Genomic DNA, 14,966 nt, shown 5'->3' with positions numbered 1-14,966 from the left:
CATCTAATATTTTAATACAAGATACTAAAAGATTCCACCGAATCGAGATATGTTTTAAAAGTACTTGATAATTTCATTGATGTTGTGTATTCTAGTAAACAAGTTATCTCTTATCAAGAGTCGGTGGAGGGAATACCCCCTGTGAAGCCCAGCAACCCCTTCTAACGTAGAAGAATGGTGCTAAAGGTTGCAGAAATAATGATTTCTGAACGATAAGAGAAAAGGGTGGCCTTTTCTCTATGTGTGAGAAAAGGCTTTTTTTATCGAAAGAGATAGCTAATATATTTTAAGGAGAAAATATAATGGAACGTAGATTATTTACGTCAGAGTCTGTAACAGAAGGTCATCCAGATAAAGTTGCAGACCAAATTTCAGATGCGATTTTAGACGAGATTATTAAAGACGATAAAGATGCACGTGTTGCATGTGAGACTGTTGTAAACACTGGTCTTGCAATGATTGTTGGAGAAATTTCAACGTCTACGTACGTCGACATTCCTAAAATCGTTAGAAACACGGTACAAGAAATTGGTTATACGAATGCTGAATACGGATATGATTATAAAACGATGTCTGTATTAACAGGAATTGATGAGCAGTCAGTCGATATTGCTCAAGGAGTTGATGGAGAAGGGGATAACGAATCAAAAGAGAGCGGAACTACTGGAGCAGGTGACCAAGGTTTAATGTTTGGTTACGCGACAGACGAAACTGAGGAATTTATGCCACTTCCAATTACTTTAGCGCATAAACTCGCGCGTCGTCTAACAGAAGTACGTAAAACGCATGTTTTAGACTACCTTCGACCAGATGGAAAAACTCAAGTCACTGTCGAATACGATGAAAATAATCAGCCGTTACGTGTAGATACAATCGTCTTATCCACACAACACGATGAAAAAGTCGCACATAGTGAAATTAAAGAAGATATTAAGCGTGAAGTTATCGATTATGTTATTGATGAAAATCTCATCGACGAGGATACTCGGATGATCATTAACCCGACAGGTCGATTCGTTATCGGTGGACCACATGGAGATGCAGGATTAACTGGACGTAAGATTATTGTCGATACTTACGGTGGTTATGCACGACATGGTGGGGGAGCATTTAGTGGAAAAGACCCAACTAAAGTAGATAGATCTGCAGCTTATGCAGCGCGTTACATTGCTAAAAATATCGTTGCAAGTGGTTTATCTAAACAGTGTGAAATTCAGTTATCATATGCGATTGGTGTTGCTGAACCTGTCTCGATTTCAGTAAATACATTTGGAACAGGTAAAATCGAAGATTCAAAAATTGCAGCCGCAGTACGCAATGAATTTACGTTAACTCCAGACGGTATTATTGAAATGTTAGATTTACAGCGTCCGATTTATAAACAAACAGCAAGTTACGGACACTTCGGTCGTCACGATATCGACGTCCCATGGGAAGCACTCGATAAAGTAGATACTTTAAAATCATATCTTAATTAGTAAAACAGCTCATCATGAGCTGTTTTAATTTTATTTCTATTTAAATTATTGGTATAATTAACAAAGTTAATTGAAAGGAAAGTGAGTTTTATGTCAACAGAAATACTAACAGAGCCTCTATTTATTATTGTTGCAGCTTTGTTACTTATAGTTATTATTTCATTTTTAATTTACTACGTGAAACATCGTAACGAAGTTGAAGAAAATGAAAGATTATATAAAAAGAAAGAAGAAACACTCATCGAAAGCTATGTTAAAAATCAAGAAGATGAACGCATGGCACATAAAAAAGAAGTGTCTCACTTAAATGAAAAATATTTAGAAGATACAACACTTTTAAACAATAAATTATCAAGTATCCAACAATTTACTGTTGATAAAGGTGAATATTTAACAGATTTAGCACTATTAAACTTTAAAAATAAACTCGTCACAGAAGAGAGAATTCGCGAGTCTGATATGTACATTCTGTCGAATATTTATTTACCATCTAGAAATTATACGAACACGCGTAAGATTGATCACTTAGTATTAACGCGCACAGGTATTTATTTAATCGATTCAAAATATTGGAGCGGACATATTTTACATGGTGTGACTGAAGAACAGTACGATGAGATTCCTTATTTAGAAGGGATTTTCCAACTGTTAAACTTAGATCCAAACAAAGAACAAACGTTAATATTTGAAAAAGAAAATGATGAAAAAGTTGCTGTAAATTACTACAACAACACGATCGAAGATACTGAGATGACAGCTGAAAAACTGAGAAACGTATTAAAATTACAGTTTGACGTCGTACCAATTATTTACTTTAACCCGAAAGATAACGGTGGTCATACGATTATGAACTATGCAACAGATAGCAATGCGAAAGTAATCGTAGGAACAGAACAACTTGAAGACTACTTCAATAAACACGTCTTCCAAGGTCGTTTCCAATATACAGTAAAAGATTTAGATGAAATCGCAGAATCACTAATGCGACTAAATCCTTAATTGAAAAACTCACGAAAGTGTAATACTTCCGTGAGTTTTTTTAATTTAAAATATTGATTGATAATGCGACAAAAAATGCACACAACGTAAGTGAAAACATTATTAGTGTGTATAGGAAAAGTTTGATATATTGTTTCTCTTTGAACAATTCGTATTGATCTTTTGTAAAAGCAGAATATGTCGTAAAACCGCCTAAAAATCCAACCATCATTAAATCATAATACTCTCCATTAATAAACTGACTACGAATTATTGTGCCTGCTAAAAATGCGCCGAGAATATTGACAATTAGTGTGCCATATAATGATTTAGGCATATGTATAGATATCATGTCTCTAACGACAGCGCCAATTCCAGAAAGTAAAATAATTATCAGTAATTTAAACATGGCGCTCACCAACTAACTGTTGCACTTTTATTCCGATTAAAAACATCACGAAACCAAATGTCATTGCACATAATAAATAGATATAAAACGAGAGGGCATTATACTCTAAAGTCATTGTAAGATGTACAGTCAATGTAGAAAACGTCGTAAATGATCCGAGGAATCCAGTTATAAATATTGATGCATAAAGAGTATCATTAAAACGATTGTATACGAGTCCGAGTAAAAATGGACCGACTAAATTGACGGTGATTGTAGAAATCATAAAGAAACTGTCAAAATATTGAAGGGTAGTATCAATACTAAATCGACAGAGTCCGCCTAATGTACCACCTAGAAATACTAAAAACATTCTTTTTTTATTCATAAAATTCACCTAATAAATAAAGGATACGGAAGATCCGTATCCTTTATTATATTATTTTTTGAATAATTTTGTTACTGCGATTCCAGCACCGACTGCCGCAGCAGCTGCAGCACCGACTTTGAACTTTTTATTTGTCGTTACTGATTTAACGAGCAAGTTTAAGTTTTGAGGGCGTTCTGCAAGACGTCTCATGAAGTATGCGTACCAGTCGTTACCGTATGGTACGTAAACTGTCATGTTGTAGCCTTCTTCAACTAATGCGAGTTGATAATCGTTTCTAAATCCGTATAACATTTGGAATTCAAATGAATCGTGTGAAATGTCATTCGCTTCAACGAAATCAATCACGCGGTTAATAATGTTATGGTCATGCGTTGCAATCGAAGTGAAACCTTTACCGTGAGTTAAGTGATATTTAATTAACTCAAAGTAGTTGTTGTCAATATCATTCTTACTTTGGTATGCGATACTTGGATCTTCTTTGTAAGCACCTTTAACTAAGCGCGTACGGTTATCCTTGTACTTTTCAGCGTCTTCCATACTATCAAATAAGTATGCTTGTAACACTGTACCGACATTGTCGTAATCTTTTAATAACTCATCTAAAACAAAAAACGTTTTTTCTTTAGAAGCGTAGTTCTCCATGTCGATATTTACGAACATGTTATCTGCTTTTTTAGCAGCTTCCATAATTTCACGCATGTTTTGTAAGATGAAGTCATCTCCAAGGTTTAAACCAAGTTGTGTTAATTTAACTGAAAAATGTGCATCTAAGTGATTTTTATGAATCGCATCAATCATGTCGAGAATTAGATTTTTTTCTATTTCTGCTTGAGCACGATCTTCAATAAATTCACCAAGGTTATCAACTGTAATAGATAAGCCTTTTTGGTTTAGTTGACGGATTTTTTCAACAGTGTCGTCTGTTTTTGTTCCTCCGACAACGTGTTGAGCACCAAAACGTAATCCCATTTTCTTCGTTGCATCGTTTACTGGTTTAATTTGAGATAAACCAATAAAAAAGTCGCGTAAAACTGCCATTAAAAATTCCTCCAAAATGTATAAAATATAAAAATAATAAGAACTACCCTTTGTAATGCGGAATATGATTGACATATGTTGCGTTAATACGTGTCATTTCTTGTATGTCTTCATCCGTTAATTGTCGAATCACTTTTGCTGGTCGGCCGAATGCTAGGCTATTCGGTGGTATTTCAGTATTTGAAGTAACGAGTGAACCTGCACCAATAAATGCGTTCTCACCAATTACTGCACCGTCTAATATCGTTGAGTCCATACCGACTAACGCACCACTTCTAACTGTACAACTGTGTAACGTCACTCTGTGCCCAATTGTGACATGGTCTTCTATAGTGAGTGGCATATTAGGAGTCTGATGAAGGACCGATTGATCTTGGATATTTGTATAATCTCCAATTTTGACTGGCGCAACGTCACCTCGTATTACCGCACCAAACCAAACAGAACAGTGTGCACCGATTTCAACATCACCGATTATTGTAGCATTCTGAGCAATAAAAGTGCTATCATGAATTTTTGGAACGTGTTCTTTATAGTTTAATATCATTATAAACGCGTCCTTTAACTTTGTTATAATTATATAATATCAAATATTTTACAATATGTAAGGAGGAAAATTATGTGGAAATGGGAAATTGAAAATAAAGCAAAAGGTACTATTGTAATATTACACGACATGATTGAACACCATGAGTATTACATCGACTTAATTTCAAAATTTAATAGTATTGGTTACCATGTTTTAATGGGTGATTTACCAGGCCAAGGACAAACGACACGTATGAATAAAGGGCATGTTGAAGATTTTAAGCAATATATCGAACGTCTCACAGAATGGGTAGATGTAGCCAATCGATATGAACTACCAGTAATCGTTGTCGGACAAGGTTTAGGTGGACTCATATTAGCTGAAGCATTAAAAGAAGAGTCGATACAAATTGATGGTGCTATATTTTTAAATCCATTATTTACGTTTAAACAGTCGTTTATAAACCGTAAAAATCTACTAAAATCCTCAATTCGCTTATCGAGAGACGAATCGAAATTTAAACTTGGTGTCGATTTGTCGAGTTTTACATCAGATAACAAATGGTTAGAGCGTTATTCTAAAGACGAACTACTTACTGAAGAAGTGAGTTATCATTGGTATAGCTTAATCAACGAACGTATGAATAATATAGAAAATGATATGGATTTAATTCATGTAGATGTACTATGTATCCATTCAAATGAGAATGACATCATTGATGTGGACCGAAATGTACATATCATAAAAAAAGTGGACAATGATTATTTAAAAATCGTCCGACTGAATAATATAGAACACGGTATTTTCCAAAGAGAAAATATAAGCGTGCCGTTTTATCATGTCGAACGATTTTTAGATGATATTCAACATCACATCGGATTCATGGGCTAGATCGTCTTCTTTCAATGACTAAAATAAAAGGTGCATCATTTATTTGATTGATGAAACGATACATTAAAACGTTAAAAAAGTGTTGGTCGAGTTTTTCTGCATATGATAAGACTGCGCGTTTTTCATCTTTTCCATTTTCATGGCCATGGTAAATCGTAATAATAATACGACCGCCGACGGATAACTGAGATAGTATTGCTTCGATAGCAGTGATTGTTGAATGAGAAAGTGTCGTAATTGTTTTGTTAGCTTTCGGTAAAAAACCTAAGTTAAACATGGCGACGTCGATATGTTTGTCAACATACTGTAAAACATTCTCATGGCTATCATGAATGAGAGTGAGCTGTTCAAGATTTTTATGATGGGCGATTTTTTCTTTCGTCGATTCAATCGCTTCACTTTGTATATCGAATGCGTATACTTTACCTTTTGAAATATGGTCTAGTAAAAATGAAGTGTCATTTCCATTGCCACATGTCGCATCTACCGCGATCGAGTGAGGGTGAAGTATATCATAAGCGAACTGTTTACTTTGATCTAAAACTCTATTTAGCATAACGGCCTCCAAAATATTACTTAATATATAATATATATTTAAGATGTCGTTTTATTTAGAAAAGAAGTTTGCAAAAAATAATTAAACGAATTATAATAACTTTAGGAAATAGTAGTAAACGTATGACTTTTAGAGAGTTAGTGGTTGGTGGAAACTAACGTCAAAATTTACGAACTCGTCCAATAATTACAATTAAAATTCTAAATGAAGCTGCACAATGATGTGAATGCGGGTGGTACCGCGGTCTAATAGATCGTCCCAATGTCTTTTGACATTGGGATTTTTATATAGGAGGAAGAAAATGTCATTTAATCATCGTAAAATTGAAAAAAAGTGGCAAGATTATTGGCTAGAAAACAAAACGTTTAAAACAGACACGAGCGATTTTAGTAAAGAGAAATATTATGTGCTAGATATGTTCCCGTACCCTTCAGGTTCTGGGCTTCACGTCGGTCACCCAAAAGGGTATACAGCGACTGATATTTTAGCGCGCTATAAGCGTATGAATGGATATAACGTTCTTCATCCGATGGGGTGGGATGCGTTCGGTTTACCAGCTGAACAGTACGCAATTGATACAGGAAACGATATTCATGAGTTTAACAATAAGAATATCGATAACTTCCGTCGTCAAATTCAAGAGCTCGGTTTCTCATATGACTGGGACCGTGAAGTAAACACGACAAATCCGCATTATTACAAATGGACACAGTGGATTTTCATCAAACTTTACGAAAAAGGACTCGCGTATGTCGATGAAGTGCCTGTAAACTGGTGTCCAGCACTTGGTACAGTACTTGCGAACGAAGAAGTCATCGACGGATTATCCGAACGTGGTGGACACCCAGTAATTCGTAAACCGATGCGTCAATGGGTATTAAAAATTACAGAGTATGCAGATCGTTTACTCGAAGATTTAGACGATTTAGATTGGCCTGAATCATTAAAAGATATGCAGCGAAACTGGATTGGCCGTTCTGAAGGTGCACACGTGACGTTTAATGTTAAAGACACTGAAGAAACATTTACAGTATTTACGACACGTCCAGATACGTTATTTGGTTCGACGTATGCAGTGCTTGCACCAGAGCATGATTTAGTTCAAAAAATTACGACAGATGATCAAAAATCTGTTGTCGAAGAGTATGTTGAAAAAGCATCTCATAAATCAGATCTAGAACGTACAGAACTTCAAAAAGATAAAACAGGTGTATTTACTGGAAGCTATGCTGTGAATCCATTTAGTGGCGAATCGATGCCAATTTTCATAGCAGATTATGTACTTGCGTCGTACGGAACAGGTGCGATTATGGCGGTTCCTGGACATGACGAAAGAGACTATGAATTTGCTAAAAAGTTTGACTTAGATATTAAACGTGTTGTAGATAGTGACGAAGAACTCCCGTTTACTGGTGACGGAAAACACGTAAACTCTCAATTTTTAGACGGATTAAATAACGAAGACGCGATTCAAAAAGCAATCGAACAGTTAGAAGAATTAAAAGTAGGGGAAGCAAAAGTAACGTACAAATTACGTGACTGGCTATTCTCTAGACAACGTTACTGGGGAGAGCCAATTCCTATTATCCACTGGGAAGATGGAACTTCAACTGCAGTACCGGAAAGTGAATTACCATTAGAGCTTCCAAAAATGGACGAAATCAAGCCTTCCGGAACAGGTGAATCACCACTTGCTAACAATGAAGAGTGGCTAACTGTAGTTCGTGAAGATGGTGTTAAAGGTCGTCGTGAAACGAACACGATGCCACAGTGGGCAGGGTCTTGCTGGTATTACATTCGTTACATTGATCCAACGAACGATGAGTTAATTGCAGATCCAGAAAAATTAAAACATTGGCTCTCTGTTGACTTATACGTTGGTGGAGCTGAACACGCTGTGCTTCACTTACTATATGCAAGATTCTGGCATAAGTTTTTATATGACATTGGTGTTGTACCTACAAAAGAACCATTCCAACAATTATTTAACCAAGGAATGATCCTCGGTGAAGGTAACGAAAAAATGTCTAAATCAAAAGGTAACGTCGTAAACCCAGATGACATTACAAGAAGCCACGGAGCAGACACTTTACGTCTATATGAAATGTTTATGGGGCCGTTAGACGCCTCAGTAGAATGGACAACGACAGGTGTAGACGGCGCGAGACGATTTTTAGACCGCGTATGGAGATTATTAATTGACGAGGACAACAATGTAAAAGAAACGGTTGTCGATAAAGAAACGCCTAAACTCGATAAAGTGTACAACGAAACTGTTAAAAAAGTGACAGAAGACTATGATAATATGCATTTTAATACGGCAATATCTCAAATGATGGTATTCGTAAATGAAGCGTATAAAGTCGATGAAGTGTCACTAGATTATATGAAAGGTCTCGTAAAACTATTATCACCAATCGCACCACACATCTCTGAAGAGTTATGGGAAAAACTTGGTGAAACAGATACGATTACGTACGCAGAGTGGCCAACATTTGACGAGTCAAAGCTTGTCGAATATGAAGTCGAAGTACTCGTACAAGTACTCGGAAAACCAAAAGCGCGTATTATGATGGATCCAACATTAAGTAAAGAACAAGTAGAAGAGATTGCATTAAACGATGAAAAGGTAAAAGAATCAATTGAAGGTAAAACGGTTCGAAAAGTGATCGTCGTACCTGGAAAACTTGTAAATATAGTGGCGAATTAAAATAGTTCGTTATTAAAATATAAACTGCGTCTACGATTTTTATCGTGACGCAGTTTTTTTCTTTTTAAATTTTATTCTCCAAAATAATTATGAAGGCAGGGCTAAATTTTTCTAACTAAAAACCTTTTAAAATATACGATACCGATAAACAATGCAGTCATCATGAGAAAGGGGAGTAGTGTTGTTAACATAGTATCACTCCTAATAATTATGTAATCACTTTCATTATACTGTATTGTTAAGTAAAATAAAATAATTTTTAGCATAAACTAAAAAAACCTCATACAATATGATGAGGTTTTCCTAAAGTTAATCTTCTTTGATTTCAGCATCAAGCATTTGTTGTTTTAATGATTGGTCATAAAAAGCGAGACTGTATTGAGCATAACTTGTAATGAATGGATTTTCGAGTTCTGTATACACAAAAAGCTGTTCGATGACGCTCGTTGTTAAATGATTTAGTGCTTCGGTACGGAATTGTTTATTTAACACTTTAGATAAAATTAAAATGTTGCTTTTTATGAGATGATCAAGCACTTTCACTAGACCATCGTAATACTCATTATGATCAAAAGGTAATGCTTTAATGATATGTGTTTCTCTTTCAACATACTCATCTAATGAGCGTAGTACTTTTTCGTGGGTATCTTTTTGTGCTTCTGTGTAGTTATATGTGCCAAATTTATCTGGTGTTGATCTGAATAAAGCATGCATTGCGTAATAGTCATCTAACGGTATCTCTTCATTATCTTCATTGATACGATATGAAACGACTTGTTCGTAACTCATTGCAAGAAGCATATGTTCCACATGGTTTTGAATGAGTTTATTTAAGTGCTCTGGTTGAATCGTTTTATTTTTAACGATTGAAGATTCCAGAAACTTTAAACGTCCCATCGTTTCTTTCATGAGTGGTAATATATGTTGTTCTCTATATTCAAGAGATGAATAATTTGGTGATTTTTTTAATTCTTTCATTGTATACCTTCCTTAATTTGTGTTTTGCCCAGCGTGCTGTCCTGCGACGTATCCAGTAACTAATGCACTTGTGATGTTATACCCTCCAGTATATCCATGGATATCTAATACTTCGCCAGCAAAGTGTAAACCTTTTATTATTTTACTTTCCATTGTTTTTGGGTCAATCTCTTTTAAGTGGACACCGCCACCTGTGACAAACGACTTTTCTATCGGTTGTGTACCGGTGACTTTAAATTGAAATGATTTTAAAAAATTTAAAATTTTGTTTTTAGATTCGTTATCAAAATTATGTCCAGTCATCGTTTTATCTAACTTTAAATGATTAAACATAAAATCGACATATCTATTTTCGATAAATTGTTTTAATACGTTATGAACGGCTTTATCTTTATTTGCTTTGACATCAATTTCAATTTTTTGTCGTAAGTCATGACTCGACAACTTTGGAAAATAATCTAGTTCCATCATAACAGTTTCTGTCTTCTGTTTTTCAAGTTCTTTAATTACAAACTGACTACAACGTAACGCTGCAGGTCCAGTAATTCCAAAATGAGCAAATAACATATCCATTTGATGAGAAATTCTTGGTTTCCCGTTTTTCTTTAAAACTGATAGTTTAACGTTTTTTAAACTTAAACCTTTTAAGTCTCCAGATTTTATAAAAGGTTCGTTACTTAAAATTGGCACTTCTGTTGGAAATAGGTTTGTCACTGAGTGTCCAAGATTTTTAGCGAATTTAAATCCATCTCCGGTAGATCCAGTGTGCGGTACACTTTTACCGCCAGTTGTAATGATAATATTATGACTTTTAATTGTCTTGCCGTCTGTTAATTTAACACCTGTGATTGAAGCATTATCATGAAGAATCTCCTTCACTTCGGTATTTAATAATATTTCGACGTGTTGATTGTCTAAACAATTTAAAAACACTTGTAAGACATCTTTAGCTTTATTTGAAACAGGAAACATTCTACCATGATCTTCTTCTTTTAATTTGACGCCGTGCGACTCTATAAATTGTATGATTGATTGGTTATCAAATATAGAAAACGGCCCGTATAAAAATTTACCGTTACCTGGTATGTTTTGAATGATCTCTTCGTACGGTAGGTTATTCGTCACGTTGCATCTACCGCCACCAGAAATCAGAAGCTTTTTACCGAGTTGCTTATTTTTTTCGATGAGTAATACTTTTTGATTGTTTTCACTTGCAGCGACAGCCGCCATTATACCGGATACGCCGCCACCGATAATTATCGTATCGTACATCGTGTTTCACCTCAATTGATTTAAAAAAACGAATGAATCTATTATAATATAGCTTAATGATTATGTAAGAAGGTTTTTAAATGTCAAATTCAAATCAAAAAATGTTTAGAAGTACGCTGTTCTTGTCTTCAGCGAGTCTAATTACACAATTTTTAGGAATGATTTATATCATTCCATTTTATAGCATCATGGGTGGAGAAGAAAATCTAGCACTATACGGATATGCTTATACACCTTATACTATCATGCTTTCAATCGCATCCGCAGGTGTGCCAGGTGCTGTTTCAAAATTCGTTGCAAAGTATAATTCTCTCGGTGCATTTCAAACGACGCAAAAACTCTATCGTTCGAGTCTTGTCGTTATGTTAGTATCTGGGTTGATTTGCTTTATGGTACTGTATTTACTCGCACCTGTCATTGCTGATGTTCAGCTCGCGGCATCTTCAGATGGTGAGCACGTATGGGGACACGATGAAATTACAAATATTATTCGTGTCGTCGCATTTGCAGTAATCGTCGTTCCATTTATGGCGACGTGGCGCGGTGTCTTCCAAGGGTTTGAATCATTTGGTCCAACAAGTGTTTCATCAGTTGTAGAACAAGTTGTACGTATCACAGTCGTTTTAGTCGGTTCATACGTTGTGATTCGTGTGATGGGTGGAACGATTCAACAGGGGAACCAAATCGCTGTATTTGCAGCTTTTGTCGCAGCAATAGGTGCGATAATTACACTAGCAGTATTTTGGTTTAAACGTAAAAAATTGATTGAAGCTTCTCTTAAAGAAGATAAGACTGGTATTACATTATCTTATAAAGAAATGTATAAAGAGATTATTTTATCTGGTATTCCATTTGTAGTTATCGGTATTACATTTCCAATGATGATGTTTATTGACCAATTGACACATAATAACGCACTGGCAATTGTAGGGGTACCGTCAAACGTGCAAGATGCATGGTTTGGAATGTTAAATATTACGACTCAAAAACTCGTTATGATTCCAGTCAGTTTAGCTGTGTCGTTTTCAATTACGATCTTGCCGTTTATAACGAAAAGTTTTCAACAAAAGAAGTTTAACGAACTCGAGCATCAAGTAAGTACGATGTTGTTACTTCAACTGACATTAGTCGTACCCGCAGCAGTCGGTATGATGATTATGGCAGTGCCGTTATATACATCATTTTATAGTTTTAGTGAAATGGGTATTAAAATTTTAACGATTTATGCGCCAGTTTGTATTGTGATTTCTGTATTTAGTATGACAGCATCTATCGTCCAGGGAATAGAGAAGCAAAAGTTTAATGTGCTTGTAGTGTTACTCGTCTTAGTCATTAAAGCAGCGCTAAACTTCCCATTAATTATGTACTTCCACACTGTTGGTGCAGTTATTTCAACACTCATTGCGCTATTTTGTGGAGTGATGTTCAATTTCTTTATCATTAAAAAGTATGGAAAATTTAGTTTTAGAAAAATATTAACACCGATGTTAGAAATCGTTCTATACAGTTTAATTATGCTTCTAGCTGTAGAAATCGTTTATGGATTATTTGTTTTATCATTAGATATTACAATAAGAAGAAATGCGATTATAACTCTCGCGACGTGTGTCATTGTCGGATCGTTCATTTATTTAGTGGTCATATTTAAATCCGGTCTAGCGGACAGAGTACTTGGTGAACGTGCAAATAAGATTCGAAGTAAGGTGAGATTCTTATGAGACTCGATAAGTATTTAGCGCATGCAAATTTTGGTTCTAGAAAAGAAGTCAGAGAATTGATCAAAAGTGGTCGTGTAACTGTAGGGGGAAAAACCGTTAAAGACAGAAAATTAAAAGTAAAAGTCGAAGATGAAGTTAGAGTCGATGGCTTTACAGTTGTATTAGAAGAATATATGTACTTTATGTTAAACAAGCCACAAAATGTGATTTCAGCGACTGAAAGCTTTGAGCATGAGACTGTTATTGATTTAATCGATCACCCTCAGTATCGTGAATTATTTCCAGTTGGTCGTCTCGATATCGATACGACAGGACTGCTTATCATCACCAATGATGGTAAGTTAAGTCATCAATTGCTGAGTCCGAAAAAAGAAGTATTTAAGACATACTATTGTAAACTTAAACATGATGTATCAAAGTCAGATATTACTTTTTTAGAAACAGGTATACCGTTAAAAGACTTCACGACAAAACCTGCCAAAGTTGAAGTCATCGAAGAGGATGAAGTTCTTTTATCAATTTCAGAAGGTAAATTTCACCAAGTGAAGCGAATGTTTAAATATTTAAATAACGAAGTACTCGAGTTAAAACGAGTCAAGTTTGGAAATCTAGTATTAGATGAGACACTTGAAGCGGGCGAATATCGACGCTTAACAGAAGATGAATTAACGGATTTAAAAAAAATAATTTAAAAAACGTTTATAAAAAACACCATCGGGTATGTAATAGATAGTTGAGAAACTAATTACAACGAAGAGGTGTTTTTTATTATGAAGAAATTATTAAAGAGAGTGTTACAGTTAGCAGCAGTTGTTGGTGTAGGTTACGCAGTTAAAAAATTAGCAGATAACGAAGAAGCGGTAAAACGTGAAATAGAAAAAGCAAAAGAAGATCCAAAAGGATATGCTAAAAATGTTCAAGATTCGGCGAGTGGCAAAGTCGATGAACTTGCTGAAAAGGCAAAAGGCACTGTCGACAAAGTTAAAAACGAAGCAGTAGACTTCCAAAACAAAGCTTCTAAAGACTTAAATGAGTTAAAAGACAACGCAAATGACGTTAAAGATCAAGTAGCCGATAAAGTAGATGACGTAAAAGCACAAGTCAACGAAAAAGTTGAAGATGTGAAAGTTAAAGCTGAAGACGCGAAAGACAAAGCTCAAGATAAAGCTGAAGAAGTGAAATCTAAAGCTGAAGATAAAGTCGATGAAGCTAAAGACAAAGCAGAAGACGTGAAAGAAGACGTCGAATCAAAAAAAAAGGAAGTTAAAGAAAAAGTAGAAGATAAAAAGGACGAAGTGTACACAACTCCGGATTCTACAGCTGAAAAGAGCACGAAAGGTTCTAAAGCAGTTCTTGCAGACGAAGGCGGATTAGCTGCAAATGAAGTTAAGAAAGAGCAACAAAAAGCCAAAAATGAAAACTCAGTAAAGAATACTGAAAAACAATTTGATAAATACGACAAGAAGCAAGGCAACAAAAAGGACTATGAAGTTGTGGATGAAGAAGGTAAATTCGATAGCAACCACAATGTGCACATCGTAAAAGAAGATAAGTAATCAGACACACCCTAAAACAAATGTTTTAGGGTGTTTTTTATCTTAAATTGCTTGGTGTTTGTGTGAAAATGATTAAATGAGCTAGATTGATGCTGTATTTTACAATAACGAATGAATTTGGTTGAAATATGTTAGATATAATTGGATATTTAACAAAAATCGGATTCCATGTGCGAAATATGTTAGATAAAAAATTATATTTAACAAAAATTGAGGCACAGGATCTAAATTTATTAGATAAATCCGGATAATTAACAGAATCACGATATTTTTGTTAATTATATTTTGGAGAAAGTGTTTTATATCTATCTAAGAGTAAAATTGCTTTTAATGATAACCGTAATAATAACTAAATAGCTGGCTCTTCATCCTTATTTACAAAAATAGACTTTGAAAGTGAAAAAGTGTTAAATATATCTGGATATTTAACAAAAATCAGATCGAAGACCCGAAATATGTTAGATAAAAAATTATAATTAACAA

14 protein-coding genes and 1 riboswitch are annotated in these 14,966 nt (G+C 34.8%); of the genes, 7 read left to right on the top strand and 7 right to left on the bottom strand.

The window, feature by feature from the left end; all coding sequences use genetic code 11:
• The first annotated feature begins 107 nt into the window (after positions 1–107).
• Positions 108–219, top strand: a riboswitch (SAM riboswitch).
• Positions 220–302: 83 nt separating this feature from the next.
• Both metK and CJ229_RS03020 read left to right on the top strand, forming a co-directional pair.
• Positions 303–1,478 (top strand): methionine adenosyltransferase, encoded by a 1,176-nt coding sequence (gene metK, locus CJ229_RS03025; protein ID WP_068130728.1) that lies wholly within the window; start codon positions 303–305, stop codon positions 1,476–1,478.
• A 90-nt stretch (positions 1,479–1,568) separates the two neighbouring features.
• On the top strand, positions 1,569–2,477 hold the full coding sequence (locus CJ229_RS03020; RefSeq protein WP_070456920.1) for a nuclease-related domain-containing protein: 909 nt from the start codon (positions 1,569–1,571) through the stop codon (positions 2,475–2,477).
• A gap of 40 nt (positions 2,478–2,517) precedes the next feature.
• Here the strand turns inward: CJ229_RS03020 and CJ229_RS03015 are convergent, their stop codons facing one another.
• Genes CJ229_RS03015 through CJ229_RS03000 form a run of 4 tightly spaced genes read right to left on the bottom strand, consistent with a single transcriptional unit; the run spans position 2,518 to position 4,820 of the window.
• Positions 2,518–2,865: a fluoride efflux transporter FluC gene (locus tag CJ229_RS03015; RefSeq protein ID WP_068130734.1), complete on the bottom strand. Its 348-nt coding sequence runs from the start codon at positions 2,863–2,865 to the stop codon at positions 2,518–2,520.
• The gene (locus CJ229_RS03010) at positions 2,858–3,232 is read right to left on the bottom strand and encodes a fluoride efflux transporter FluC (protein WP_070622835.1); all 375 of its coding nucleotides are present in this window, start codon (positions 3,230–3,232) and stop codon (positions 2,858–2,860) included. The genes CJ229_RS03015 and CJ229_RS03010 overlap by 8 nt, the downstream gene beginning before the upstream one ends.
• 51 nt (positions 3,233–3,283) lie before the next feature.
• Positions 3,284–4,273, bottom strand: coding sequence for a proline dehydrogenase family protein (locus CJ229_RS03005; RefSeq protein ID WP_102167392.1), 990 nt, complete (start codon positions 4,271–4,273; stop codon positions 3,284–3,286).
• 43 nt (positions 4,274–4,316) lie between these two features.
• A complete protein-coding gene (locus CJ229_RS03000) occupies positions 4,317–4,820 on the bottom strand; it encodes a gamma carbonic anhydrase (RefSeq protein WP_102167391.1) in 504 nt (167 codons plus the stop codon).
• A 72-nt stretch (positions 4,821–4,892) separates the two neighbouring features.
• Here CJ229_RS03000 and CJ229_RS02995 point away from each other — a divergent pair, with 72 nt between their 5' ends.
• Positions 4,893–5,693 (top strand): alpha/beta hydrolase, encoded by an 801-nt coding sequence (locus tag CJ229_RS02995; RefSeq protein ID WP_102167390.1) that lies wholly within the window; start codon positions 4,893–4,895, stop codon positions 5,691–5,693.
• On the opposite strand, the gene CJ229_RS02990 is transcribed toward CJ229_RS02995, so the two are convergent.
• Positions 5,683–6,249, bottom strand: a complete 567-nt coding sequence (locus CJ229_RS02990; RefSeq protein ID WP_102167389.1) for a tRNA 5-(aminomethyl)-2-thiouridylate-methyltransferase MnmM — start codon at positions 6,247–6,249, stop codon at positions 5,683–5,685. The two genes, CJ229_RS02995 and CJ229_RS02990, sit on opposite strands and share 11 nt — an antisense overlap.
• Before the next feature lie 301 nt (positions 6,250–6,550).
• Here CJ229_RS02990 and leuS point away from each other — a divergent pair, with 301 nt between their 5' ends.
• Positions 6,551–8,959: a leucine--tRNA ligase gene (leuS, locus tag CJ229_RS02985; RefSeq protein WP_317846618.1), complete on the top strand. Its 2,409-nt coding sequence runs from the start codon at positions 6,551–6,553 to the stop codon at positions 8,957–8,959.
• A 309-nt stretch (positions 8,960–9,268) separates the two neighbouring features.
• Here leuS and CJ229_RS02980 read toward each other — a convergent pair whose 3' ends face one another.
• Both CJ229_RS02980 and CJ229_RS02975 read right to left on the bottom strand, forming a co-directional pair.
• Positions 9,269–9,937, bottom strand: a complete 669-nt coding sequence (locus CJ229_RS02980; protein WP_070456897.1) for a hypothetical protein — start codon at positions 9,935–9,937, stop codon at positions 9,269–9,271.
• A 12-nt stretch (positions 9,938–9,949) separates the two neighbouring features.
• Positions 9,950–11,167 carry a BaiN/RdsA family NAD(P)/FAD-dependent oxidoreductase gene (locus CJ229_RS02975; RefSeq protein WP_419181881.1) on the bottom strand — a complete coding sequence of 406 codons (1,218 nt, stop codon included), beginning with the start codon at positions 11,165–11,167 and terminating at the stop codon, positions 9,950–9,952.
• A gap of 122 nt (positions 11,168–11,289) precedes the next feature.
• Between CJ229_RS02975 and CJ229_RS02970 the strand changes: the two genes are divergently transcribed.
• From CJ229_RS02970 to CJ229_RS02960, 3 genes are all read left to right on the top strand, one after another.
• Complete coding sequence (locus tag CJ229_RS02970; protein WP_102167386.1) at positions 11,290–12,927, top strand: putative polysaccharide biosynthesis protein; 1,638 nt, start codon at positions 11,290–11,292, stop codon at positions 12,925–12,927.
• On the top strand, positions 12,924–13,619 hold the full coding sequence (locus CJ229_RS02965; RefSeq protein ID WP_102167385.1) for a pseudouridine synthase: 696 nt from the start codon (positions 12,924–12,926) through the stop codon (positions 13,617–13,619). Before CJ229_RS02970 ends, CJ229_RS02965 begins: the two co-directional genes overlap by 4 nt.
• 78 nt (positions 13,620–13,697) lie before the next feature.
• On the top strand, positions 13,698–14,483 hold the full coding sequence (locus tag CJ229_RS02960; RefSeq protein WP_102167384.1) for a hypothetical protein: 786 nt from the start codon (positions 13,698–13,700) through the stop codon (positions 14,481–14,483).
• The last annotated feature ends 483 nt before the right edge of the window (positions 14,484–14,966 follow it).

It is taken from the genome of Nosocomiicoccus massiliensis, assembly GCF_002871345.2.
Taxonomy (GTDB): Bacteria; Bacillota; Bacilli; order Staphylococcales; family Salinicoccaceae; genus Nosocomiicoccus; species Nosocomiicoccus ampullae_A.
The sequence above is the reverse complement of the archived record's forward strand: the minus strand, read 5'-3'. Positions and strand labels throughout refer to the sequence as shown.

Bases quoted from the DNA above. Each gene is read 5' to 3' on its own strand.
- CJ229_RS02980 (WP_070456897.1), bottom strand. From the start codon at position 9,937: ATGAAAGAATTAAAAAAATCACCAAATTATTCATCTCTTGAATATAGA.
- CJ229_RS02995 (WP_102167390.1), top strand. From the start codon at position 4,893: ATGTGGAAATGGGAAATTGAAAATAAAGCAAAAGGTACTATTGTAATA.
- CJ229_RS03010 (WP_070622835.1), bottom strand. From the start codon at position 3,232: ATGAATAAAAAAAGAATGTTTTTAGTATTTCTAGGTGGTACATTAGGC.
- metK (WP_068130728.1), top strand. From the start codon at position 303: ATGGAACGTAGATTATTTACGTCAGAGTCTGTAACAGAAGGTCATCCA.
- CJ229_RS03000 (WP_102167391.1), bottom strand. From the start codon at position 4,820: ATGATATTAAACTATAAAGAACACGTTCCAAAAATTCATGATAGCACT.
- leuS (WP_317846618.1), top strand. From the start codon at position 6,551: ATGTCATTTAATCATCGTAAAATTGAAAAAAAGTGGCAAGATTATTGG.
- CJ229_RS03015 (WP_068130734.1), bottom strand. From the start codon at position 2,865: ATGTTTAAATTACTGATAATTATTTTACTTTCTGGAATTGGCGCTGTC.
- CJ229_RS03020 (WP_070456920.1), top strand. From the start codon at position 1,569: ATGTCAACAGAAATACTAACAGAGCCTCTATTTATTATTGTTGCAGCT.
- CJ229_RS02990 (WP_102167389.1), bottom strand. From the start codon at position 6,249: ATGCTAAATAGAGTTTTAGATCAAAGTAAACAGTTCGCTTATGATATA.
- CJ229_RS03005 (WP_102167392.1), bottom strand. From the start codon at position 4,273: ATGGCAGTTTTACGCGACTTTTTTATTGGTTTATCTCAAATTAAACCA.
- CJ229_RS02960 (WP_102167384.1), top strand. From the start codon at position 13,698: ATGAAGAAATTATTAAAGAGAGTGTTACAGTTAGCAGCAGTTGTTGGT.
- CJ229_RS02970 (WP_102167386.1), top strand. From the start codon at position 11,290: ATGTCAAATTCAAATCAAAAAATGTTTAGAAGTACGCTGTTCTTGTCT.
- CJ229_RS02975 (WP_419181881.1), bottom strand. From the start codon at position 11,167: ATGGCGGCTGTCGCTGCAAGTGAAAACAATCAAAAAGTATTACTCATC.
- CJ229_RS02965 (WP_102167385.1), top strand. From the start codon at position 12,924: ATGAGACTCGATAAGTATTTAGCGCATGCAAATTTTGGTTCTAGAAAA.